Annotated in this window: 21 protein-coding genes; 9 read left to right on the forward strand and 12 right to left on the reverse strand. The window is 41.4% G+C overall.

The genetic code is table 11. The annotated features are described in order from the left end of the window. Window position 1: 1 nt before the first annotated feature. The 9 genes from IM797_RS27365 to IM797_RS27405 all read right to left on the reverse strand — a co-directional run bounded on the left by IM797_RS27365 (window position 2) and on the right by IM797_RS27405 (window position 8,648). On the reverse strand, window positions 2-2,095 hold the full coding sequence (locus IM797_RS27365) for a penicillin-binding protein (RefSeq protein WP_194130412.1): 2,094 nt from the start codon (window positions 2,093-2,095) through the stop codon (window positions 2-4). Further along, window positions 2,085-2,534 (reverse strand): FtsL-like putative cell division protein, encoded by a 450-nt coding sequence (locus tag IM797_RS27370; RefSeq protein ID WP_194130413.1) that lies wholly within the window; start codon window positions 2,532-2,534, stop codon window positions 2,085-2,087. The genes IM797_RS27365 and IM797_RS27370 overlap by 11 nt, the downstream gene beginning before the upstream one ends. Continuing rightward, window positions 2,531-3,436, reverse strand: coding sequence for a 16S rRNA (cytosine(1402)-N(4))-methyltransferase RsmH (gene rsmH, locus IM797_RS27375; RefSeq protein WP_194130414.1), 906 nt, complete (start codon window positions 3,434-3,436; stop codon window positions 2,531-2,533). Before rsmH ends, IM797_RS27370 begins: the two co-directional genes overlap by 4 nt. Beyond that, entirely contained in the window at window positions 3,426-3,899 is a 474-nt protein-coding gene (gene mraZ, locus IM797_RS27380; protein WP_194130415.1) for a division/cell wall cluster transcriptional repressor MraZ, read from the reverse strand. The genes rsmH and mraZ overlap by 11 nt, the downstream gene beginning before the upstream one ends. Before the next feature lie 201 nt (window positions 3,900-4,100). Beyond that, the gene (gene pgk / locus IM797_RS27385) at window positions 4,101-5,294 is read right to left on the reverse strand and encodes a phosphoglycerate kinase (RefSeq protein ID WP_194130416.1); all 1,194 of its coding nucleotides are present in this window, start codon (window positions 5,292-5,294) and stop codon (window positions 4,101-4,103) included. Window positions 5,295-5,332: 38 nt separating this feature from the next. Next, window positions 5,333-5,764 carry a GNAT family N-acetyltransferase gene (locus IM797_RS27390; protein ID WP_194130417.1) on the reverse strand — a complete coding sequence of 144 codons (432 nt, stop codon included), beginning with the start codon at window positions 5,762-5,764 and terminating at the stop codon, window positions 5,333-5,335. Next, the gene (gap, locus tag IM797_RS27395; protein WP_194130441.1) at window positions 5,757-6,752 is read right to left on the reverse strand and encodes a type I glyceraldehyde-3-phosphate dehydrogenase; all 996 of its coding nucleotides are present in this window, start codon (window positions 6,750-6,752) and stop codon (window positions 5,757-5,759) included. The genes IM797_RS27390 and gap overlap by 8 nt, the downstream gene beginning before the upstream one ends. Window positions 6,753-6,879: 127 nt before the next feature. Continuing rightward, complete coding sequence (locus tag IM797_RS27400; protein ID WP_194130418.1) at window positions 6,880-7,908, reverse strand: glycosyltransferase family 4 protein; 1,029 nt, start codon at window positions 7,906-7,908, stop codon at window positions 6,880-6,882. Continuing rightward, a complete protein-coding gene (locus IM797_RS27405) occupies window positions 7,905-8,648 on the reverse strand; it encodes a glycosyltransferase family 2 protein (RefSeq protein WP_194130419.1) in 744 nt (247 codons plus the stop codon). The genes IM797_RS27400 and IM797_RS27405 overlap by 4 nt, the downstream gene beginning before the upstream one ends. Window positions 8,649-8,765: 117 nt before the next feature. On the opposite strand from IM797_RS27405, the gene IM797_RS27410 reads away from it, so the two are divergent. From IM797_RS27410 to IM797_RS27440, 7 genes are all read left to right on the forward strand, one after another. Beyond that, complete coding sequence (locus IM797_RS27410; RefSeq protein ID WP_194130420.1) at window positions 8,766-11,099, forward strand: polysaccharide biosynthesis tyrosine autokinase; 2,334 nt, start codon at window positions 8,766-8,768, stop codon at window positions 11,097-11,099. Continuing rightward, window positions 11,096-12,214 carry a glycosyltransferase family 4 protein gene (locus tag IM797_RS27415; RefSeq protein ID WP_194130421.1) on the forward strand — a complete coding sequence of 373 codons (1,119 nt, stop codon included), beginning with the start codon at window positions 11,096-11,098 and terminating at the stop codon, window positions 12,212-12,214. Before IM797_RS27410 ends, IM797_RS27415 begins: the two co-directional genes overlap by 4 nt. Next, window positions 12,211-13,347, forward strand: a complete 1,137-nt coding sequence (locus IM797_RS27420) for a glycosyltransferase family 4 protein (protein WP_228099166.1) — start codon at window positions 12,211-12,213, stop codon at window positions 13,345-13,347. Before IM797_RS27415 ends, IM797_RS27420 begins: the two co-directional genes overlap by 4 nt. Further along, window positions 13,340-14,764, forward strand: a complete 1,425-nt coding sequence (locus IM797_RS27425) for an exosortase Y-associated Wzy-like protein (protein ID WP_194130422.1) — start codon at window positions 13,340-13,342, stop codon at window positions 14,762-14,764. The genes IM797_RS27420 and IM797_RS27425 overlap by 8 nt, the downstream gene beginning before the upstream one ends. Further along, window positions 14,733-15,881 carry an XrtY-associated glycosyltransferase XYAG1 gene (locus tag IM797_RS27430; RefSeq protein ID WP_194130423.1) on the forward strand — a complete coding sequence of 383 codons (1,149 nt, stop codon included), beginning with the start codon at window positions 14,733-14,735 and terminating at the stop codon, window positions 15,879-15,881. Before IM797_RS27425 ends, IM797_RS27430 begins: the two co-directional genes overlap by 32 nt. Beyond that, window positions 15,878-17,290 carry an exosortase Y gene (xrtY, locus tag IM797_RS27435; RefSeq protein WP_194130424.1) on the forward strand — a complete coding sequence of 471 codons (1,413 nt, stop codon included), beginning with the start codon at window positions 15,878-15,880 and terminating at the stop codon, window positions 17,288-17,290. Before IM797_RS27430 ends, xrtY begins: the two co-directional genes overlap by 4 nt. Window positions 17,291-17,375: 85 nt before the next feature. Beyond that, entirely contained in the window at window positions 17,376-17,813 is a 438-nt protein-coding gene (locus tag IM797_RS27440) for a colanic acid biosynthesis acetyltransferase WcaF (protein WP_228099167.1), read from the forward strand. A gap of 8 nt (window positions 17,814-17,821) precedes the next feature. On the opposite strand, the gene IM797_RS27445 is transcribed toward IM797_RS27440, so the two are convergent. Continuing rightward, window positions 17,822-19,405, reverse strand: a complete 1,584-nt coding sequence (locus IM797_RS27445) for a M1 family metallopeptidase (RefSeq protein WP_228099168.1) — start codon at window positions 19,403-19,405, stop codon at window positions 17,822-17,824. Between the two features lie 124 nt (window positions 19,406-19,529). Between IM797_RS27445 and IM797_RS28570 the strand changes: the two genes are divergently transcribed. Then, window positions 19,530-19,658, forward strand: coding sequence for a hypothetical protein (locus IM797_RS28570; RefSeq protein WP_255526999.1), 129 nt, complete (start codon window positions 19,530-19,532; stop codon window positions 19,656-19,658). A gap of 21 nt (window positions 19,659-19,679) precedes the next feature. After that, the gene (locus tag IM797_RS27450) at window positions 19,680-19,895 is read left to right on the forward strand and encodes a hypothetical protein (RefSeq protein ID WP_194130426.1); all 216 of its coding nucleotides are present in this window, start codon (window positions 19,680-19,682) and stop codon (window positions 19,893-19,895) included. Here the strand turns inward: IM797_RS27450 and IM797_RS27455 are convergent. After that, window positions 19,882-21,786: an IGHMBP2 family helicase gene (locus IM797_RS27455; protein WP_194130427.1), complete on the reverse strand. Its 1,905-nt coding sequence runs from the start codon at window positions 21,784-21,786 to the stop codon at window positions 19,882-19,884. The two genes, IM797_RS27450 and IM797_RS27455, sit on opposite strands and share 14 nt — an antisense overlap. A gap of 161 nt (window positions 21,787-21,947) precedes the next feature. Beyond that, window positions 21,948-22,955, reverse strand: a complete 1,008-nt coding sequence (gene obgE, locus IM797_RS27460; RefSeq protein WP_194130428.1) for a GTPase ObgE — start codon at window positions 22,953-22,955, stop codon at window positions 21,948-21,950. Window positions 22,956-23,025 lie beyond the last annotated feature (70 nt).

Here is a 23,025-nt window from a genome sequence, read left to right on the forward strand (position 1 = left end):
CTTATCTCAATTCTAATTGTACCAATAACCCTTTACCTATTCTGCTACCAGAAGGGATGGATTGATTTACAACCTTTCCGCTTCCGCTTACCCTTGTTTTTAAACCGGCATTCCCCAAAAGATACAAGGCATCTTTCAATCCCATTCCGCTTACATCCGGCATCTGCCCTTTTACCAGGTTATAATCCTGATAAGCAACTCCATTGTTTGTATCTACACTATTGAAATAAGCAGATTTAGCTGCATAAAGCGCTTTTACACCCAATGAATTATATACTTGTTTAACAGCTTTACTTTGTCCCGCTTTCGCTTCCGGATTTTGGGTATTACCAACCAGGTGCTCTGAAACATTGTTGTACATCTGCATATCACTGGCATAAATGCGATCAGCTATTTCTTTAAATACCGGGCCAGCTACAGTAGCACCGTAATACCCGTTTTTAGGTCCGTTAATAGACACCATAATGGAATATTTTGGCTTATCCGCAGGGAAGTAACCACAAAAAGAAGCCTGATAGCTACGTTTGCCTTTATAACCTCTGTTCGCATCAGCCACCTGGGCAGTTCCAGTTTTACCGGCTACCCGATACAATGGAGAACCCATCAGCTTACCGGTCCCTTTGGTTACCACAGACTCCAGCATGGCTTGTAATTTCTTAACCGTCTTTTCAGAACAGATCTGCTTAGAAATTACCCGGGCTTGAAACTGTTCTATTGGATTACCCAATCTTCTGATCTCTTTTACAAAAATTGGCGCGATGTATTTCCCATCATTGGCAACCGCATTATAAAATGCCAGCATTTGCAAGGGTGTAATCTGCATCTCATAGCCATAAGCCATTTGCGGCAAAGTCATTTTATTCCAGGTCTTGCTTTTCGGATTTTTGATCACAGGTTTAGTTTCACCAGGAATCTGTAAGCCCAAACGTTCATTCATATGAATATCATACAGGTGATCTGTAAATTGAGCAGGATTATCCTGGTAATGCATATTAACCAGTTTAGCAACCGCCGTATTAGCCGATTGCTCAAATGCTTTCATCACCGTAACTGTACCGATCCCCCCATGCGAATCTTTAATGGTGTGGCCCGGAATCCGGTAAGTACCATCCCCGGTAGCTACCATCGTATTGGTATCTACTTTTTTATCCTCCAGCAAGGCCATATAAGAAGCCAGCTTAAAAGTGGAACCGGGATCCTGACTTCCGCCAATTGCGTAATTGAATTTTTCTTCGTAAACGCCTTGTTTCACACGACTATAATTTGCAACCGCACGCACCTCTCCGGTATTTACCTCCATTAAGATCACCGTACCATGATCGGCATCACTCAGTTTCAACTGTTTCTCCAGCGCGTTCTGCACCAAATCCTGCATATTGATATCAATGGTAGAAATGATATCAGCCCCTTCTTTAGGTGCCACTTCTGCTTCGTCATTAACAGGCATCCAAACCCCACCAGCAATACGCTGAACCAATCTTTTTCCAGATTCTCCATCAATGTAATTGCCAAAAGCACCTTCTAAACCCACACCAACATGGTCGTTTTTATACCCGATTGTCCTGGCAGCCAAAAACTGAAAGGGACGAATCCTTTTATTTTGCTGTACTGCAATTAACCCCCCACTATACTTACCTATATTATATAAAGGAAAAGTACGGATGGTTTTCAATTCCTGATAGCCTATTTTACGTTTGATCAGCAAATAACGTACACTGTCTTTTCTGGCCGTGCGCAAATAACGCGAATATTCCTTCGCTGATTTATCTTTAAAAAACTGGGAAAGCCGCAAGGCCAAAGAATCTACCTTACCATAAAAAACCTTGTCATCATCAATGCCACCTGCATACAAATCCATTCTCAACTCGTACTCAGGAATAGAGGTCGCCAGTAAACTACCATCATTTGAATAAATATTGCCGCGCGCAGCTTCAATGTTGATATACTTTGTAGAGAGACTATCGGCCATGGCACGCCATTTATGTCCCTCTACAAATTGTACATCGCATAGCCTGACAAATACTGCCACGGCAAGCAGTACAATCAGGCCGAAAGCCAGATAAACACGCAATAATATGTTATCTCTAATATTCATTACTGTTTATAATAATTTTTTTAGGTGGCTCGGTCAGCTCTTTAATCCCCAACGTATCCACTTTTTTTGCAACTTCTGTCAACTTACTTTTAAACATCAAATCCGCTTTCAGCGATTTGTATTCCCAACTCAATTCTTTAACCTCTTTATTCAGTTTATCTATATTTCTTATATTTTTAACAGCCATATGGCTGTTGGCAATATAGAGCATACATAAAACACACAAAAACAACAAAAAAGGCAACATCTCCGTTGCAGCTTCTTTGGTTACCACGCCTTCAGTTAACAGCTTTTTAAAAAAAGCCCTGCTGCTTCCGGCCTCCGTATCTTCCAATTCCTCAGACTTCAGCTTCGCTTTAGCCTTATATTTTGGCTTAACCTCAATTTCTTCTTCTAATTCAGGTTCATCCTCTATATGCGCTCTGAATCTGTTGTTCATATCCGCTCTCCAATCCTCAATTTCGCACTCCTGGACCTGCTATTTCTAGCCAACTCTTCAGCATCTGCCACAATCGCTTTACGGGTGATGATTTTAAATGGCTTAATTTCGTTGCCAAAAAAATCCTTTTCAACCTCACCCCTAAATTTACCTTTCGCTATAAAACTTTTTACGGGCCTGTCCTCCAAAGAATGATAAGACATCACCACCAGGCGTCCACCTGGCTTAATCACATCCGCTGTCTGCGATAAAAAATGCTCTAAAACTTCTATTTCTTTATTTACTTCAATACGCAAAGCCTGAAAAACCTGCGCCATATATTTATTCTCTTTTCCTTTCGGGATGTGCGCCGCAGCTACCGCTTTAAAATCAGCCAATGTCAAAACCGGACGATCGACACGCCCCGTAACAATCGCTCTGGCTAAAGACTTTGCGTTTTTCACCTCGCCATACATTCCAAAAATCCGGTGCAAAGCATCCTCAGCATAGGTATTCAAAACTTCAGCAGCAGTTAGTTTCCCTTGCTGGTCCATTCGCATATCCAGATTAGATTCAAAACGCGTAGAAAAACCACGATCAGCTTCGTTAAACTGATGCGAAGAAACGCCCAGATCCGCCAGTACACCATCTACTGTTTTAAAGCCCAGTAAGCGCAGGTTATTTTTCAAAAAGGCAAAATTCTGATCAACAAAATGAAATCTCGGATCATCGATCTTATTGCGCTGTGCATCAGGATCCTGATCGAAAGCGATCAATACCCCATCCTTACCCAAATGTTTTAAGATTTCTCTCGAATGGCCTCCGCCACCAAAAGTTACATCTACATACACACCATCTGGCTTAATATTCAAACCATCGATGCATTCCTTTAACAATACTGGTACGTGGTAATTATTTTCCATCTTCCCCCCTGTTCTTATTTCCCATTACCTCTTGTGCAAGGAATGCAAAGTTTTCCGGCTCTTTATCAAATAAAGCTTCATACGCTTTTTTCGACCAAACCTCTACTTTGTCAAACTGACAAGCCAGCACCAGTTCATCATTAATTTCTATACCTGCAGATTCCAGTAAAGACTTCGGCAAATTGACTCTTCCGGTTGCATCCAAGGTCAAAAGCGTCGCGCCACGGGTAAAGTAGCGGATGAACTCTCTCGTTTTTGGTTCAAATTGATTCAATTTACTAAGCTCTTCCACGATCCCCTCCCACACATTTTTCGGGTAAATCACCAAATGCTTTTCAAAGCCGCGATTTATTACAAGTCCCTCTTGCTCAACGTTAGGCAATTGTTTTTTCAGACTCGAAGGGACCATCAAGCGGCCTTTCGCATCCAATTTACAATCAAATTCTCCTAACAGTTGTACCATTTTTATATGTGCACTTTTTATGTAGTGTAAAAATAGATATTTCTACCACTTTTTACCACATTCTACCACAAAAAATTATTAACATATTTCATACCAAGAATTTTCGGCCTTTAAACAGGTAAAAACACGGAAATCTAGGTGGTAAACAAAACAGGCGTTTCGCAAAAACGAAACGCCTGTCCTTAAAACTGTACTGGAAAATTAATCATTAATTGCCTTAACACCAGGCAACTCTTTACCTTCCATGTATTCAAGCAGTGCACCACCGCCAGTTGAAACATAACTTACCTGATCTTCTAAATTGAATTTTGCTATAGCCGCAGCAGAATCTCCACCACCAATCAGCGAGAAAGCGCCATTATCCTGAGTAGCAGCCACAACCGCATCCGCGATCGCGCGTGTACCTTTTTCAAAATTGGCCATTTCAAATACACCCATTGGTCCGTTCCACAACAAAGTTTTCGACTGCTTAATCACATCTGAAAACAATTTAATAGTTTTTGTACCGATGTCAAGACCCATCCAATCCGCAGGGATCTTACCTGTATCTACCATATCTCTGCTAGCTTCGTTATCAAACTTATCTGCAATGACAGTGTCCAGTGGTAAATATAAATTTACGCCTTTTGCTTTCGCTTTTTCCAGCAATTCCAGGCAAAGCGCCATCCGATCTTCTTCTAGTAAGGAAGTACCGATTTCTCCACCTTGTGCCTTGGCAAAAGTATAAGCCATTCCACCACCAATAATCAGATTATCAACTTTATCTAATAAACTTTCAATCAACAAAATCTTATCCGAAACCTTTGCACCACCCATGATGGCTGTAAAAGGTTTGGCAGCCCCGTGATTTACTTTTTCTGCATTTTTCAATTCTTCAGCCATCAGGTAGCCAAAGTATTTCGCATCAGGAAAAAATTCAGCAACAATTGCTGTCGAAGCATGCGCACGGTGTGCTGTACCAAAGGCATCATTCACGTACACATCACCCAGCCGACTTAATTTTTCTGCAAAGGCACGGTCACCTTTCTCTTCTTCTTTATAAAAGCGTAGATTTTCCAACAACAAAACCTGCCCAGGCATCAAATTTCTAGCTTTTTCTACTGCTTCTGTGCCGATGCAATCGTCAGCAAACTGCACTTCAAGGTCAAGCATCCGCGATAGATCACCTAAAATATGTTTCAAAGAAAACTTATCTTCAGGTCCTCCTTTTGGTCTGCCCAAATGCGACATCAAGATTACACCACCACCATCATTCAAGATTTTATTAATGGTTGGTAAAGCTGCACGCATTCTTTTATCATCGGTAATGTTAAAATCACTATCCAGGGGTACGTTAAAATCAACCCGTACTAAAGCCTTTTTATCATTGAAATTGCATTGATCTACTGTCTTCATCTTTTAATTGTTGTTTTGTAAGATTTGGTTCTAATATTTTACTGTAATTGCTTAATCATGTTAAAATGCGGACCAACACCTGGTATTTCAAATTCTGCAGAGATCAATTCAAATCCCAACTTCTGATAAAATACCACCGCTGAACTGCGTGCGTTACACCAAATATAAGAACCCTTGGCGGATCTGAGCTCCTTAACTGCAAATTTTATCAATTCTGCCCCATATCCACGCCCGGAAAAGTCAGGATCTGTAGCCATCCCACGCAATTTAAAGCCTCCTTCACCGAAATCGGGATGATTATCCGGGAAAAAGCTAGCAACCACCACCAACTGTCCCGCCGTTAAACCACCCAAATGAAAAGCACCTTCGATATGATCCGTAGGAAATATACACTCCTTTTCAGGTTTACCTGATCTCAAAACCCGACTCCTTAAGGGCAAAGTATCCTCGGCAGATATGTATTTAACCATTCGCCATAGCTATTTTTTGCACCAAATCAACAAGCCTTGCAGAATAACCAGATTCGTTATCATACCAGCCCACAACTTTAACCAGGTCGCCTACAATAGAAGTCAATTGCGCATCAAATATGCAGGAATGTGGATTATCCAGGATATCTACAGAAACAATCGGATCCTCAGTATATTCCAGTATAGCACTCAGTTCATTTTCCGATGCCTTTTTAAAAGCCGCATTAATCGCTTCAATCGTAGTCGGCGACTTCAAAATACAGGTAAAGTCAGTCAATGAACCATTCAATACCGGTACACGAATACCTGCTCCACCTAATTTACCCTCCAGGTGTGGAAATATATGAGTAATGGCTTTTGCCGCCCCGGTACTTGTCGGAATAATCGAAGCAGATGCTGCTCTTGCCCTACGTAAATCTTTATGAGGCGCATCATGCAGGTTTTGATCACCTGTCATGGAATGGACAGTGGTAATGTAACCATCCAGAATTCCCCAGTTGTCATCTAAAATTTTAACCATAGGTGCCACATTATTGGTGGTACATGATGCGTTAGAGAGTATAGTCGATTTTAAATCAATATCACTATCGTTAACACCCAATACAACCATCGGAATATCTTTATCTCCTGAAGGAGCAGAAATCAGCACCTGTTTTGCGCCGGCTTTTAAGTGACGCTCTGCACCAGTCCGGCTTGTAAATTTGCCGGTCGACTCAATAACAAGGTCAATATTTAATTGTGCCCATGGCAATTCCTCTGGATTGGACCTGGCAAAAACAGCTATTTTTTTTCCATTGATGATCAGACTGTCTTTGTCAAAATCCACACTCCCCTTAAATCCGCGATGAACAGTATCGTACTTAAAAAGATGTGCCAGTGTAGCAGGATCTCCCAAATCATTGATTGCCACCACATGGAGGTTTTTCTCGATTGCCGTACGTAAAAATATACGACCAATTCTACCAAAACCATTAATTGCTATATTCATTCTACTCGTCTTGTTTTGTTTTGCAAAAGTACCTATATTCTTCAGATCAGCGTTAGCTTTATTGGTCATAATATTTGCATTTTGTGTCGCCAGGACAATCCGTTTATTGCCAGAAAGAGACGTGTCTTCATTTAAAAGATTTAAGAAAGCCAAGCAATACATGAAGCGCGAGACATAAGGCACACTGCCACAACATCAGGAAGAGGTTCCCAAATTGATTCAGCAGCACAGTGAATAAAAACACCATGATGTTAAATGCGAGCAGCAGCAATACCGTTTCATTATCAGACAAACCCAGATACTTCAGCTGGTGATGCAGATGATTCCGGTCTCCTTTGAATGGCGACTTCCCGCTCCATAAACGAATGATAAAAACGCGCAGCAAATCAAAAACAGGAACAATAAGTAGTGCACTGAGCATTGCCGGCTTGTGGAGTGATAATGGGTTTTTAGCCCCCTGATTCAGATAAATAACACTGAGTATCGCTACGCTTAAGCCAATCAGCATAGCGCCACTGTCTCCCATAAAAATCTTTGCCGGATTGATGTTGTGATATAGAAACCCAGCAATTGCACCGGCCATAATCACGGATAAAAGACTATAGTTTTTAAGTCCGCCCAGCCACAGCAATATTCCCAGCACCAGGTGAACAAACAAACCGATTAGCCCCGCTAAGCCGTCAATACCGTCAATCATGTTGAAAGAATTGCTGATTAGTAGAATCAGTAAGATGACAATTGAATGAGCCAGGTACGCATACCCCTGACTGATTTGCAAAAAGTCATGTAAATTCCCGGCCTCAAATTTTACTAGCCCAAGGATCAACAATGCAGAAACAATTTGTCCTGAAGCTTTAACCATTGCCTCGACCCCAAACAGATCATCTATTAACCCAAAGACAAACATAACCAGATATCCGCCGGTCAGTAGGAAAATAGCGGAGTCTTCCCTACCGAAACAGAACAACACGCCACACATGAAACCAGGAAATAAAGCCAACCCTCCTAGCCTGGAAATGCCTTTTTTATGATCTTTACGGTATATATCCCGATCATCATGCAGAACAAACCGATTAGAAAACCTGATAATAAATGGAATTTGAAATAAAACCAGGGTAAAAGAACAGGTAAATCCCAGAAAACACACCCAGGTCATGAGCAAAAGAATTGCGGCACTTTTCTTAACCTTTTACAGAGCAAAACAATTAGCGGATACGGCAAACGATGAAAACGTAGAATCTTATAATCGTTAATTAAACCCATAAAAATCTTCCGAGCGGAACCATTACTACATCCGCCACTGCGCATCATCACAAAATCCATATCCATAAATTCTGCCCGAACCTGGTTTTTATAGAACAATCTCAATATGAACTCATAATCTGAACAGCTGTCATATTTTAAAGCATAAGTCCCATACAACTCAAATAAAGTCCTTTTCAGATACAGAGTAGGATGAGCCGGCATCCAACCAAACCGGAATTGACCGGGGTTAAAGGTTTCTGACTTCCAGTAACGAACAAGCCGATCGCCAGAATTTACCAAACGCAGATTTCCATAAACGGCATCACATTTCGTTGCTATGAAACAGGATGCTATTGCACTGATTACACCAATACCCGCATAGCGGTCATCAGCGTTGAGCATACCAATCACATCACCGGTGCATTTGGAAATGCCCTTATTAAATGCATCGTAAATACCAAGATCCGGCTCTGATTTAAAGTAAGCAAACTTATTGAGGTACCTATTGGCAATGTTCAGGGTTTCATCTGAAGAAGCCCCATCAATCAAAATATATTCGACATCAGGATAATCCTGTGCCAAAACAGAAGTAATACAATCCTCCAGGTACCGGGCTCCATTATAAACTATGGTCACTATACTGATTTTCATTATAAATTAATATATTTACAAATAAACATATTAATTACAACAATAAAACATCAATTATACTTTTAATAAATATTTGTATAATAATAATATAAAATGGGGTAAATCACAGATTTCAGTATGGAAGAACAAAAATTCAAAGTTCATGTGCAAAAAAATATAAGTTTTATAAAAATTTCGAAAATCCTTTTGAGTCGCTGGTACTGGATATTTGGATTAACAATCACTGCTATAGGTATGGCCCAGCTCTTCCTTTTGCTTACACCTGAGCGTTATGCAGTTCATGCCTTATTGAAATTTGAAGAAAAAAGAACGGAAATATCCGAGCTGATCAACATCAGAAACCTATATGACCGAACGAGTAAAACGGCCTCGGAAAGGTTGATCATTCAATCTAAAGCAGTATTAAAGAATGCAGTAGTATCCCTGGCATACGCTGTTTCGTTTTATCAAAAGGAAAGATTCAGATGGAAAGAACTTTATCCACGGAAACCAATAGACATCACAATTCTTCAAAACCAGCAAGCCTTAACTGAAGGCCCTTATTTCGAATTTTCCATGTTAAACAAGAAAAAGTATCTATTGGGTTATCATCTGGATGGCAGGTACCATAAAAGCGCGTTCTTTTTCGGCCAGGTCATCCAGCTTAACGGTATAATGTTCAGAATCAACAGCAGTAAAACAAAAGCGCGCATTGCATTTAAGTTCAATACAACTGGGGAACTGGTGCGGCGGCTCGAAAATGCTTTAAAAATTGATGAGCTTCCAAATTCAAATCTATTAAGCTTGCACCTTGTTGATCAGAATCCGGTATTGGCTACTGATTTACTCAATGCCAATTTGAAGGCTTATTTACAATTTGACAAATCCAAACGATTGGTCTCCATCTCTCAGACCAAAAACTTTATTGATACACTCCTGCGGGAGATGGCCCAAAAATTAAAGTCCTCCGGACAGGAAGTTGCAGCTTTTAAGACCGAACATCAGTTTTTGAATGTTTCGGAAAATGCGGTCGAGCAATTATCCGGGTATGAATTGGAAAAATACAATCTTGAATTTGAAAACAATAGGTTGTCCGTTTTTCAAACAGATATAGCGCATTGTAAAAAGACCCGGCAATTGCTGCAACTCCCCAGTAATCATTTTAAGGACAATGCAATCCATAAATCAATCAGCAGCATCAATGAACTCTTATTAAAAAAACAGGACGCTTTGAATTTCTACACCGCAAATGCCCCGACCCTGCTGAGAATAGAAGGGCAGATCAGCACTTTATTTTCTACACTAAAACGAAATATTGAAGCGCAGAAAAGAGAAAATAAAATGGCCATTCAAAATTTAGCAGCAATCATTGCCCGCATTAAAAGCAATTTCGACAAGAGCCCGGGTGCAGAAAGAATCCTGACCAACCTGCAAACCCAATTTAATGTCAATCAGAAAATATACAGTTATCTGGCCGAGAAAAAACTGGAAGCACAAATCTCCAATGCTGCGGTCGTACCAGGAGCTATAATTATCGATTCGGCAGATTACCCAGTAAATCCAGTGTACCCTTTAAAAAAGAATGTATATACCTTATTTATATTAGCTGGAGCAAGTGCCGGAATAGCTTTAATCTACCTGGCCAGGAGGCTAAATCCCTACATCTACCACTGCGAAACCGTTCGGATGTTATCTCAAATACCAATTATCGGCATTATCGGAAAGGTTGAGTTCTGCGCTTCAAAAAGTCCCAAAACGATTCCAATGTTAGACCAACCAGGCTCTATATTTGCAGAATCGATACGCGTGGTACGCAGCAATTTAAATTTCCTGCCCACCCCTGATCCGAACAAAAGTATCTGCATTACCTCCGATTCTTCAGGGGAAGGAAAATCCTTCATATCTGCCAACCTGGCTGGATCCCTTAGCCTACTTGGTAAAAGTGTGCTGTTGATTGCGGCAGACCTCAGAAAACCTCGTTTAAACCTGATTTTTAATCCAGATCATGTAAAAGGGCTAAGCCACTATCTATGCGGACAAGCAAAAACAAATGAGATCATAGCCAAAACAGCCTATCAAAACATTGACTTCATTCCATCCGGTCCCATTCCACCAAATCCTTCAGAATTACTGCATACCGAGCATATGAAATCATTACTCAGGGATGTTAAAACCAGATATGACTACGTCATTGTGGATACTGCCCCCATAGGATTGGTTACGGATGCTATACCGCTGGTCCAAATCACGGATCTGACCTTATTTATCATCAGGGCCGGAGTTTCACACCAGGAAGCCGCATTGTCACCCGAACGGCTCAAGCGTGAATTCAACATCTCTAATATCGCCATCGTCTTAAATGCTTTTAAGAATGAGCGGCTTTACAGCGATTACACCAGGCGAGACATGGCCAAAACGCATGATCATACGCAACAAGAACTTCAATCTTATTTCAACAGTAAAAAGAAATGAATAGAAAACTGCTGCTTCTAACCCTAACGTCATTTAGTGAAACCGGAGGCATCCAAAGCGTATGCAAAACGCTGGTTCATGCCTTATTCACGTTAATCCAGCAAAAACCTGATCGGGCCGGAAACCTGCAGATGCTTTCCCTTTACGATCGGGAGCCCGATACCCGTTACATTCCAGCCAAATTGTTCAAGGGCCATTCCGGACAACAAATCCCTTTCAGTATGGCGTGTATCCGATATGGATGGTATGCAGATACGGTCATCATCAGTCACATCAACCTGATCTTATTTGCCATCATCATCAAACTAATCAACAGAAAAGTAAACCTGATCCTGCTTGCCCATGGCACTGAAGTGGATAGGAAACTGAGTTCCTGGAAAATCAAATTCATCAACCGAAGCATTTCAATTTGGGCGGTCAGCACACACACCGCACATGTTCTTCAAAGCAGGCATCAGATCTCCCTGCATAACATCAACATCCTCAACAATTGCATCGATCCATTTTTTAACGTTCCAGATGAATTTGAAAAATCTGCTCAGCTTTTGAAAAAACACCAGATCAAAAACACGACTCCCATCATTCTGAGTGTCTGCAGGATGACAACAGCAGACGTCACCAAAGGCTACGACCTCATCATACGATGCATGCCTGAATTGGTAAAAGCGCATCAGGATTTACAATACCTCATGGCTGGAAACATGAGTATTTCGGAAAAACAAAGGCTATTGAGACTCATTTACAAACTCCGCTTACAAAACAACATCAAGCTCCTTGGTTTTATCCGGGAAGAAGACCTCACCCAATACTACCTTCTTGCAGATGTTTTTGCACTTCCAAGCAAAAAAGAAGGTTTTGGGCTAGTCTTTATTGAAGCCGCTGCCTGTGGTTGTCCCATCATTGCAGGTCATGCGGATGGAAGTTCAGATGCATTGTTAAATGGGATGCTCGGTACCTTAATAAATCCCGATAACCAACGGGATCTGACCCTGGCCATCTCCAGACACCTCAATACTCCCAAAAACAATACGCAGGCTGAGGTCTTACAAGCTTGCTGCCTGGCGCATTTTAGTTTTCAAAAATATTGTCAAAACGTCAATCAATTACTGCTTTGAAAAAATTAGCCATCGTCATCAGTCACCCCATTCCATATTATACCCCGGTCTTTGAACTACTGGCCAGAGAAACCGAGCTTTGTGTTTTTTACACCTTAGGCACCGAAAAACAGTATGATTCTGGATTTGGCACTTATGTCGAATGGGACATTCCGCTTTTGGATCACTACCCTTATCATTTTTTAGAGAATAAAGCTTTCAAACCAGGCTCTGCTCATTTCATGGGCATTTACAACCCAACAGCAATTGAAACACTTACAGCCTACCAGCCAGATTACCTGCTGGTCTATGGCTGGGCACACTACAGCCACTTGCAGATCATGCGTCATTTTAAGGGAAAAGTCCCCATATTATTTCGTGGAGATTCCACCTTACAGCAACACACTTCCTGGTTAAAAAAACACATTCGCTATCTTTTTCTCTCCTGGGTTTACCGACATGTAGATCTGGCTTTGTATGTGGGCAGCAACAATAAAAAGTATTATCAGAAATTCGGATTAACACAGGCCCAACTCATTTTTGCTCCACACGCTGCCGATAATAAACGCTTTTCAGCAGCAACAGACCATACGGCAATACGAAAAGAACTGGGCATTAACCAAACCGATGTACTCATCCTATATGCAGGTAAATTAATTTCCCAGAAAGGCATTGAATTGTTAATTGAGGGCTTTTTACTGGCACAAGTACCAGGGGCACATCTGTTGATTGTTGGAGCTGGGCCTTTAGAGCGCGCATTAAAAACAACACACATCAGAAATAAGCACATTCATTTTCTACCCTTTCAAAACCAGCAAAAAATGCCCTGGATTTACCAATCCTGCGACTTGTTCTGTCTTCCCTCTACCAATGACACCTGGGGTTTATCGGTCAATGAAGCCATGGCCGCCGGAAAAGCCTTATTGATCTCAGACCAGGCGGGAGCAGCTGCTGATTTGGTCTCACCTTTTAACGGCCTGGTGTTTAAAAGCGGGGATTTAGCTAATTTTACTCAGAAACTATCCAGCCTATGCAGTTGCCGGCAACAGCTCAAATTACTCGGCGACTTTTCCCAGCAACATATCAGTTCCTGGTCGTTCGAGATTCAGGTTAAAAACATCATTAATGCATTAACATATGGTTCAAATGCATAAAAAGATCCTTGTTCCCATAGCCATGCCCTGGCTATTGGCAGAACTTGTAGCCTATAACCCGCTACTGTCTTATGTTATTGCCTGGCTGGGCTCATTTTTAATTTTCCATCTGAGTCTGCAAGTTCCTTTACGCGATCAGCATTTTCCGCTACACCAGCAAATCATGCGTCCTTTGGTACTCATTCAACTCGTTTTTGCAGGCTTTATGTGTTGCAGCTCCATATTCTACTTTGTAGACCATCTAGGCTATAGCTATACCGGTTTTAATGAAAACTCATTTTTCCTCACCAGTTCCAAAACAGCATTGATAGCTAAATGCCAGCGATTGGCTCTTTTAGCGCATATAGGTCTTGTTTACGGACTCATTTTAGGCAATAAAGAGCAGTACCTCATCAAATTCCAGCTTGCAAAACCAGGCACAGCATTTCTAATCAAATTATGTACAATCAGCTACGGACTTGCTTTGGTTTTAAATGAATTTCCCGCACTGATCCAGTTCAAATACAATTTAACATACATTTCTATATCCAGTGGAAGTCTGGTTTTTGTTGCTGGGATTGTTAGAAAAAACCTGCCCTGTTTTCTATTTGGCAGTTCGGTATGCCTGCTTAATCTCGTTCAAGCCAGTCTGAGCGGTTATAAGGAAGCGATTATCGTGCAATTGATCTTATTGCTATTCCTCCTCTTTCCTCACTACAGAAAGATCACTGTGCTGTTATTGCTCCCTATTTTATATCTCTGTATCTACATCCTACCCACTTTCAGTTCGGTTATCAGAGCGCAATCCTGGATCAGTAAGAAAACGGAAAAGGAGGCAAGTATGGCAGCTATCGAAACCTTTTTCGATACGGACAAGGCTGATTTCATTGTCGAAAACAACTGGTTGTTCCTAACCAACAGGTTCAGTGAAATAGATATGTTCAGCCAGTTTGTGGCACAAACACCATCTCAACGACCTTACAGTCCGCAAATTCTAAACAATGCCCTACAGGCGCTGATTCCGAAAGCGCTTTGGCCAGATAAGCCGAGCACCGAGTACGTAGCGATGCAAAGGGTATATGAGTATGGTGTGATCCAAAAAGCATCTGCTGCATCTGCAAAAACAAGACCGATAGTTGATGCCTACCTCATTGGCGGCCCCATTGTTGTATTTGTGGCGATGTTGTGGTATGGCTTAACTGCACAGTGGCTTTGTCAGACTGCAGAGCGATTATTTGGGGGGTACCAGCTTGGTTGCATCGTCATTTTCAATGGCATATTTCAACAACTATGGCGCGGCAACACTTTCGAATTCCTATTCAATAACATCTTGTACGGCTATCTGCTCATGTACCTGATCTTCATATTTCTAAAGTTAAATCACATCTTAATTCCGGTAAAATCTCATGAAAATACTACACATCAGTCCATCCTATAAACCGGCTTCAGTATATGGCGGCCCAATCAGGTCAGTGTCCCTGCTATGCGAAGCATTAATTCATCATATGGAGATACAAATGTTAACGACCACAGCAAATGGCGAACAGGAGTTACCAGCCCAAAGAAAAGAAGTCGATGGTGTAGATGTATTTTACTTTGAAAGAATCACCAAAGACCACACCCACTTATCCCCTGCGTTATTGTATTTCCTATACCAGCAAATCCGAAAGCACAATCAACAAATTAAAACCGACACCCTAATTATTCACATCCATTCCTGGTGGAACACGGTTGCACTTTTTTCCTGCCTGATGGCAAGGTTGTTCAAAATCCCGGTAATTCTCTCACCCAGGGGCATGATCGGCAAATACACCTTCAACAATCGAAATCAGCTGTTGAAAAAAACGATTCACCATGCAATTGGACACTACTTACTTAAATACTGCCATATTCACGCAACAAGCAGGAAGGAAGCTCGGGATATTCTCGCAATATTTCAACCTAAACAAATGACAGTCATTCCTAATTTGATCTCTTTTGAAGTAAGTAAACAATACCAAACCGCACAAAACCGTTCCTTCAGGATTTTGTTTCTGTCGCGCATAGAACAAAAAAAAGGGTTAGAACTTCTTTTTCATGCATTGGAACAGGTCAGCATCAACTGGTCGCTTCACATCGTCGGCTGTGGAAATATCCGGTACATCCTTCAATTGCAAGCTTTGGTCCGCGACCACCCCCTTCACCAGCGGATCACCTGGGGTAATGCCGTTGACGATGTAGAGAAATACCACGTTTTTGCAGATCACGATTTACTGGTTCTGCCCTCGCAAAATGAAAACTTCGGCAATGTGGTATTGGAATGCCTTTCAGTTGGGACGCCTGTTGCCGTATCCAGCGAAGTCGGGCTTGCCGATTATGTCCTTAAAAACAAACTGGGTTGGGTATTCAAACCAAATTCGATGGCTATCGCCAAAACACTGAATCTGGCCTTTCGCGCTAAAGAAGAAAGAAAACAAATCAAAATTAAAGCGCCAAACCAGATTCGTGCAGATTTTGATTCACATAAAATTACCAGGCAATACCAGGAGCTCTACACCAAAATACAGCAGCAATGATCAATCAGGAGTTTTCTTTTATTATTTTGACCTATAACGAAGCATTGAACCTACAACTTTTGCTGGACTCCATAGCCACCTTAAACGCAAGAATATATGTTTTAGATTCAGGCAGTACAGATGAGACTTTAGCCATTTGCGAAACCAACCAGGTTCAGGTTAAACAGCAGTCTTTCAGCAACCATCCCATGCAATGGGATGCAGCACTTCATTTATTTGACATCAAAACACCCTGGATCATTGCCCTGGATGCCGATCAAACAATAAGCAATGAACTGCTTGTGAAACTCCATGAATTTAAGGATGTCAATTACACAACCATCAACGGGATCTATTTCAACAGGAAACATATTTTTAGAGGCCAATGGATCAGATACGGCGGCTATTTTCCAAAATACCTGTTAAAAATGTTCAGAAGCGATCTCGGTTATTCTGACCTTAAGGAGTCGTCAGATCACCGTTTTCAAGTCCCGGGTAAATCAATAATTTGGAAAAAAGCTTACCTGATCGAGGAAAACCTGAAAGACCACAACCTGGATTTCTGGATCAGCAAACACAATACCTACAGCAATTTGTTCGCCAGACAACATGTCGCACAATGTTTAAATCCTGCATCCGGGATTGAGTTACCCCGGTTATTCAGGGCTTCCCCAAATGAATACAACGCGTTACTTAAGGCCATATGGTTCAAGCTCCCCCTATACTTTCGACCGTGCTTATATTTCATTTACCGACTGGTCTTTCAGCTTGGTTTCCTCGACGGAAAAACGGGAATCCTCTATCACTTTCTACAGGGCTTCTGGTTCAGGCTGGTGATAGACCTTAAAATTGAAGAATTACTCCGGCAACAGCAAAAAACAGTTAAGTCTTCGGCTTTAAAATTTGTTCTGACATTTCTGATCTTGTTTGCCTTGTTGTACAGCTTCAACATCTTCTACATTGGAATTACAAGCCCAGGAGGGATTTACATCAACTTTCTAGACCAGCACCTCAATTACATTCAAGCATGGAGAAACTGGAACATCAATACAACCCGATTTATTTTGGAAACATTCGGATATCGGGTTTGGACGAATAGCACCACATTAAAAGTACCAGGATTTGGTGGTTTTAGAATCGTTTATAGCTGTCTTGGCTACGGTATCATGAGCCTGTTTACCGCTTTTATCCTTGCTTACCCTAAATCTTTACGCATCAAAATAAGATTTCTAATCAGCGGACTCCTATTGATTCAACTGTTGAATACCTGCAGATTCATACTGATCTCACTTTATTACAGCCCATTGCCTTTAGGTATAGATCACCACCAACTATTTAATGGTATAATTTATCTCCTATTGGCCTTTGTTCTTTATGCATTCAGCAATTATACGACACATGCAGACCGTAATTTTAAAAAAAACGTTTAATAAAGGCGATTTTAAAGCGGGGGCATCCGTCCTCAAAATCGGATGCTGGTACCTGATCAGTATATGTTTTTTTAGATCAGGCTTGATGCCTTTCAGTATTGTGCTTGTTAGCTTACTCAGGCTATTTGGTGCAAAAATCGGAAAAGATGTGCGGATAAAGCCGGGCATTTTTATCCGATATCCATGGAAATTGTTGTTGGGAAACCATTGCTGGCTGGCAGATTGTTACATAGACAACCTCGATTTTGTAAGTCTGGGCGACCATGTCTGCATTTCGCAACAGGCCATGCTGTTAACCGGAAATCACGATTACAACAGCAGGGACTTTGACCTGAGAACCGGCCCAATAAACCTAAAAGATGGTGTATGGGTATGTGCCAGGGCAATTGTTTGCCCCGGCCTCACCTTATTTTCGCACGCGGTACTTTGCAGCGGTGCTGTAGCACAAAAAGACCTGCGCGCTTATGCTATTTATCAAGGTAATCCTGCTATATGCGTTAAAAAACGCAACATCAAACCTTAATGATTAGCTTATTCAAATTTGCCCTCTTTATTTAAAAGCTGGAAGTATTTATCCAGGTTAACACCTAAAGATTGCTCAAAAGCGGCTTTTAAATCCTCGGGCTGCGGGTGCTTGCCATTCCACAATTTAAAGTAAAGCTGAAATGCTTTATCCATTTTTTCTCTGCCGACTTCGTTCTCCAGCAGATATAACCAAAGGGCGGTCTTTAAATAGGATGCTGTACTGTAATCATCAGATGAAGCAAATTTTTCTGAAGGCGTTTCAATCGCCGGTTTCATTGGAATACCACCCAATGCGTTATAAATGGAGTTCAAAAATTCTTTAGTTGGCAAAGCCTTCACTTCAGCAGGAATTGCATCGCCAAAAATAGAGTTCGACTTGTATTTCTCGGCTTCGTAACGGAATTGGAAAAAGGTATTTAAGCCCTCATCCTGCCAGGCATGCTGACGTTCGTTACTTCCCAACATGCTCATAAACCAATTGTGCCCCACCTCGTGCGCAATTACCGCATCTAATGATTCTTTCTTTGCATCCGGACTGGTAATTAAAGTAATGGTTGGATACTCCATACCGCCACTCGAATTATTTTTAGGGCCTTCAACCACCTGGACTGTAGGATACTGATACTCTCCAATCCATTTGCTATAGCTTTTCACTGCATCTTTAGCGTAATCCACACTATAATTCCACAATGTATTTTCTTTGTTGTGGTAATAAGTAAAGGCATCAACAACCTTACCAGAGGCCAATTTCAGTGTATCATATTGAATCACAAAATCCTTATCTGCAAACCAGGCAAAATCAGGAACATTGTCCATTTTATAATTTAACTTTTTCAGGCCTTTTTTATTTTTCGGCACATACAATACCGGCTTACCTGTCCGGTTGGCTACATTTTTTGCACCAACACTTTTATAGGCGGCCAGTTCATCCGCATTTTGCAAAGCCCCGGTTGCACCTACAATATATTCGTTAGGCACCGTAATGTTTACATCGAAAGCAGCATAATCGCTGTAATACTCCCCCATATCCAGATACGGAAATTCATGCCATCCATTCTTGTCAAAAACAGCAGGTTTCGGATACCACTGACAAACCATAAATTCGCCGTCAGCAAAGCCAGATCTGGAGAAATACGAAGGCAGTTTCACTTTAAAATCAGTGGTAATTGATACAGAGTCGCCAGGTTTTAAGGCAGCAGGCAGTTTCAATTTAATCACATCAATATATTGTGGATTGGGATGAGCTTCTGTAGCAGCAACCTTTCCATTCACTTTAAAATTCAAACCCTCGATACTTCCATAACTGTACTTCTCCAGTTTTGCAGATCTGCTGGTATCATTTTTCAATTGTTGAAATAAGGCTGTTGTTTCGTTTTTATAAGCATTTGGCCAGATGTGAAACCAAATGAAGTCCAGAGTGGTTGGTGAATTGTTTTTATACACTATTGTTTCAAATCCCTTTAACGACTTTTCCTGATCATTGAGCGTTACATCTATGGCATAACGTACATGTTGCTGCCAGTAACCGTCTTGCGCGAAAACGTAGGAGCTAAAAAAGAGCAGGGCGATGGTTAAGCATTTCTTCATCATGAGGTAGTTTTTCTATAAATCCTGCTTCCATATGCAGGCCGCGAAAGATAATAATTTTTACAATAGGATCTTTTATCAAAACCAATGTCGGTCGCTATTGTTAATAAAGCAAATCCCAAATGTTATGAAAACGCCAAAAAATAAAACTCAAAAAGCAGAAGTTGCTGATCAGAAAAAACCCAAAGGCTCAGAACCTGAAAATAATACCTCGGCGAAAGATGCAAAAAAGGTAAAAACAACAAAGAAATCATAATAACGATCAAACCACAAGGACATGAATCACGAAGAAAACAATCAAAAGACCCCAGAATCAACTGAAAAAAGTGAAAGATCTTATCAATCCGGATTAGACGAATGGAATAACCGTCTGGATGAAAACCTGGAACAAGAAGATACTGGAAATACCGAAGCCGATGAACAAGCCAGAACCTATTCTAATGAACATGGTAGCGGCGATCAGTCTGACGAAACACCAATTAAGCGTCCATAAATTCCCAGGCGCTTTTGTATCCGCTGTGAACCTCGGCATAAGCAATCAAATCGGCATAGAAAGGCAAACGGGATAAGGTAGCGCTGTCTCCAATAATTACCAGTTTCTTTCTGGCCCTGGTCATGGCTACATTCATCCTGCGGATATCGCTTAAAAAACCAATCGTTCCCTCTGGATTACTTCTGGTCATGCACAAATAAATGACATCACGCTCCTGACCCTGAAAACTGTCAATCGTATTCACAGAAATGCAATTGACATAATCTGTTAATACCGAATAATCGGGCATCATGTCCTTCAGCAATTGTATTTGTTGCTTATACGGAGAAATGATGCCAATCGTTGGAAAATCAGTTGCATGATGTTGGACTAAAGTCTCCGTCAACTGACTCAAATGCCGATATAAAAAAGCAGCCTCTTCCGGGTTAGTCGCACTTGTACCCTCTAGCTTTTCTTCAAAACCGCATCCAGCTGTATCGATAAATTCTATCGGCAAATCCCCTTCAAATAACAAATGAGCCGCCACATTGGCATTGGCAAAAAGTTTATCCTCATAAAACACTTTAGAAGAATACCCCATAATACTTTCATGCATGCGATATTGCTCTTCCAGTAACACCACAGCCTCAGGATGTTGTATCACACATTTCTCTAATAAGGTTTTATTCAGGCCTCCTTTTGCAGCCTCATTGGATTTAATGGTTGGTGAAAGTTGACAATGATCACCGGCTAAAACAATTTTACCGGCCTTTAAAACCGGAATCCAGCAAGCTGGCTCCAGGGCCTGCCCCGATTCATCAATTACAGCAATACTAAACTTCCTATTCCGGATGGTATGGTGGTTTGCGCCGACTAGCGTCGCTGTGATTACATCCGCTTTACCAAGCAAGTCCTCGGTCATGTACTCCTCGATCTTGCCTACCTCTTTCATAATTTTATGCGCTTCATCAAAAAGCGCTTTTCGTTGCTCTTTTTCTGCTTTGCCGAAATTACGTTTGTATTTATGCGCCATATTTTTGTACTCGCTGGCTTGTTTTTTCAGGGCTTTAATCTGCTTCATTTCCGGATGTCCGGACAATTTACCATCCAGGGTAAGCGACATGAGTTGTTCAGAAACCCGCGCCGGATTACCTATCCGCAACACATTCAATCCTTCTCCTGCAAGTTTTTCGGTGAGTAAATCTACGGCCGTATTACTTGGGGCAACAACAAGAATCTGCTGCTGATCCTGGAGCTTCAGTGCTTTAATCGCCTGCACTAAAGTAGTTGTTTTTCCAGTTCCCGGTGGGCCATGTACAATGGCCAAATCCCTGGCCGATAAAATCTTTTGCACCGAAAGCAACTGTTTATCATTCAAATCCGCATTTACATAAGGTTGAATGTTTGAATTAAAGCCCGGACTTGAAGCACCGACCAATACTTTAATCAACTGATCATCTATACCATTTGCTACCGTAGTTGCGGCAGTTTTAATAGCCGACTGCATCTCATCATAACTGTGATTATCAAATAACAAGTCTATACCAAGCTTTCCATCCCTCGACCAGTCGGGCAATTCATCTGTACGCAAAGTGATTTTTAAACGGTTGCCACCCTGGTAACTAATGACACCCTCTACCCGATCTTCCTTTGGATTGTGATTGGAAAACAGCACTGCTGGCATGCCAAACCGCAACTGGTGCGGCAAATCTAAATGTGTGGTACGCTCTATTTCAACAGACAGATAATCACCTCTACTTATTTCCGAACCTCTGATCGCTATCGGATACCAGGTCAGGCCAGCTGAGCGGCGCTCCTGAGCAGAAGCAGACTGCGTTTGTTTGAGATAAATTTTAAGGTCTTCATCCCGCTCAATTTTTAGCAAACGGAGCTGATCTTCGAAATATTGCATGTGCAAAGGTACGTTTTAGCGACAAAATTACTGCTTTATCCATTCTTTTACCTGTTCCAGAAATGCTTTGAAACGGTACATATACAAATCAACAGATTTTCATGCAGGAATTTGGAATTCTATCGATGAATGGTTGAAATATATAGATTAAAAGTTTAAACCTAATCCTGGGGGGCATTGATTGCTTCCCAAAGCATATCCTTTAAGGCAACCAATCCTTTTTGGGCAACAGAAGAAATGAATATGGCAGGCACATTTTTAGGAAGATCTTTCCGCATTTCTTCCGTCAGTTCTTCATCCAGCATATCTGATTTGGTTACCGCCAATATATGTGGTTTTTGCATCAGCTCAGAATTGTAATCCTTAAGCTCCGACTTTAAAATTTCGTATTCTTCGGCAATGGTCCGATTCGTATCGGCAGGAACCATAAACAGCAATACAGAGTTTCGCTCTATATGTCGTAAAAACCTAAAACCAAGCCCCTTACCTTTAGAAGCGCCTTCAATAATCCCTGGAATATCAGCCATCACAAATGATTTGCTATCGCGATAAGAAACAATACCCAGGTTAGGCACTAAGGTTGTAAAGGGATAGTCGGCAATTTCTGGTTTTGCGGCAGACAAAACGGAAAGTAATGTCGATTTACCGGCATTGGGGAAACCTACCAATCCAACATCAGCAAGTACCTTCAGTTCCAGTACAATCCATTCCTCCTTACCTGGCTCGCCGGGCTGTGCAAAACGCGGGGTTTGTAAAGTTGGGGTTTTAAAATGCCAGTTACCTAAGCCACCACGTCCACCCGCAGTCAGAATTTTAGTTTCACCCTCCTGGGTAATTTCAAAAAGCACCTCACCGGTTTCAGCGTCTTTAGCAATGGTCCCCAGCGGTACCTCTAAAATTTCATCCTTACCAGATTTACCTGTTGAGGTGCCACTTGAGCCAGACAAACCGTCTGGTGCAATGATGTGTTTCCTGTATTTCAGGTGTAACAATGTCCAAAACTGGGCATTACCTCTTAAAATGATATGACCACCGCGTCCACCGTCGCCCCCATCAGGGCCACCCATTGAGGTACGTATGTCCCGATGCAAATGTGCCGAGCCTGGTCCGCCCTTACCTGAGCGACAGCATATTTTAACATAATCTACGAAATTTGATCCCTGGGACATACACTTATTTTTTAAATAGAAAAATCCGAATGTGTTTCGGACTTTGTTTGATATAATTAAATTCTTACCG

The organism is Pedobacter sp. MC2016-24, from assembly GCF_015223055.1.
GTDB lineage: Bacteria > Bacteroidota > Bacteroidia > Sphingobacteriales > Sphingobacteriaceae > Pedobacter.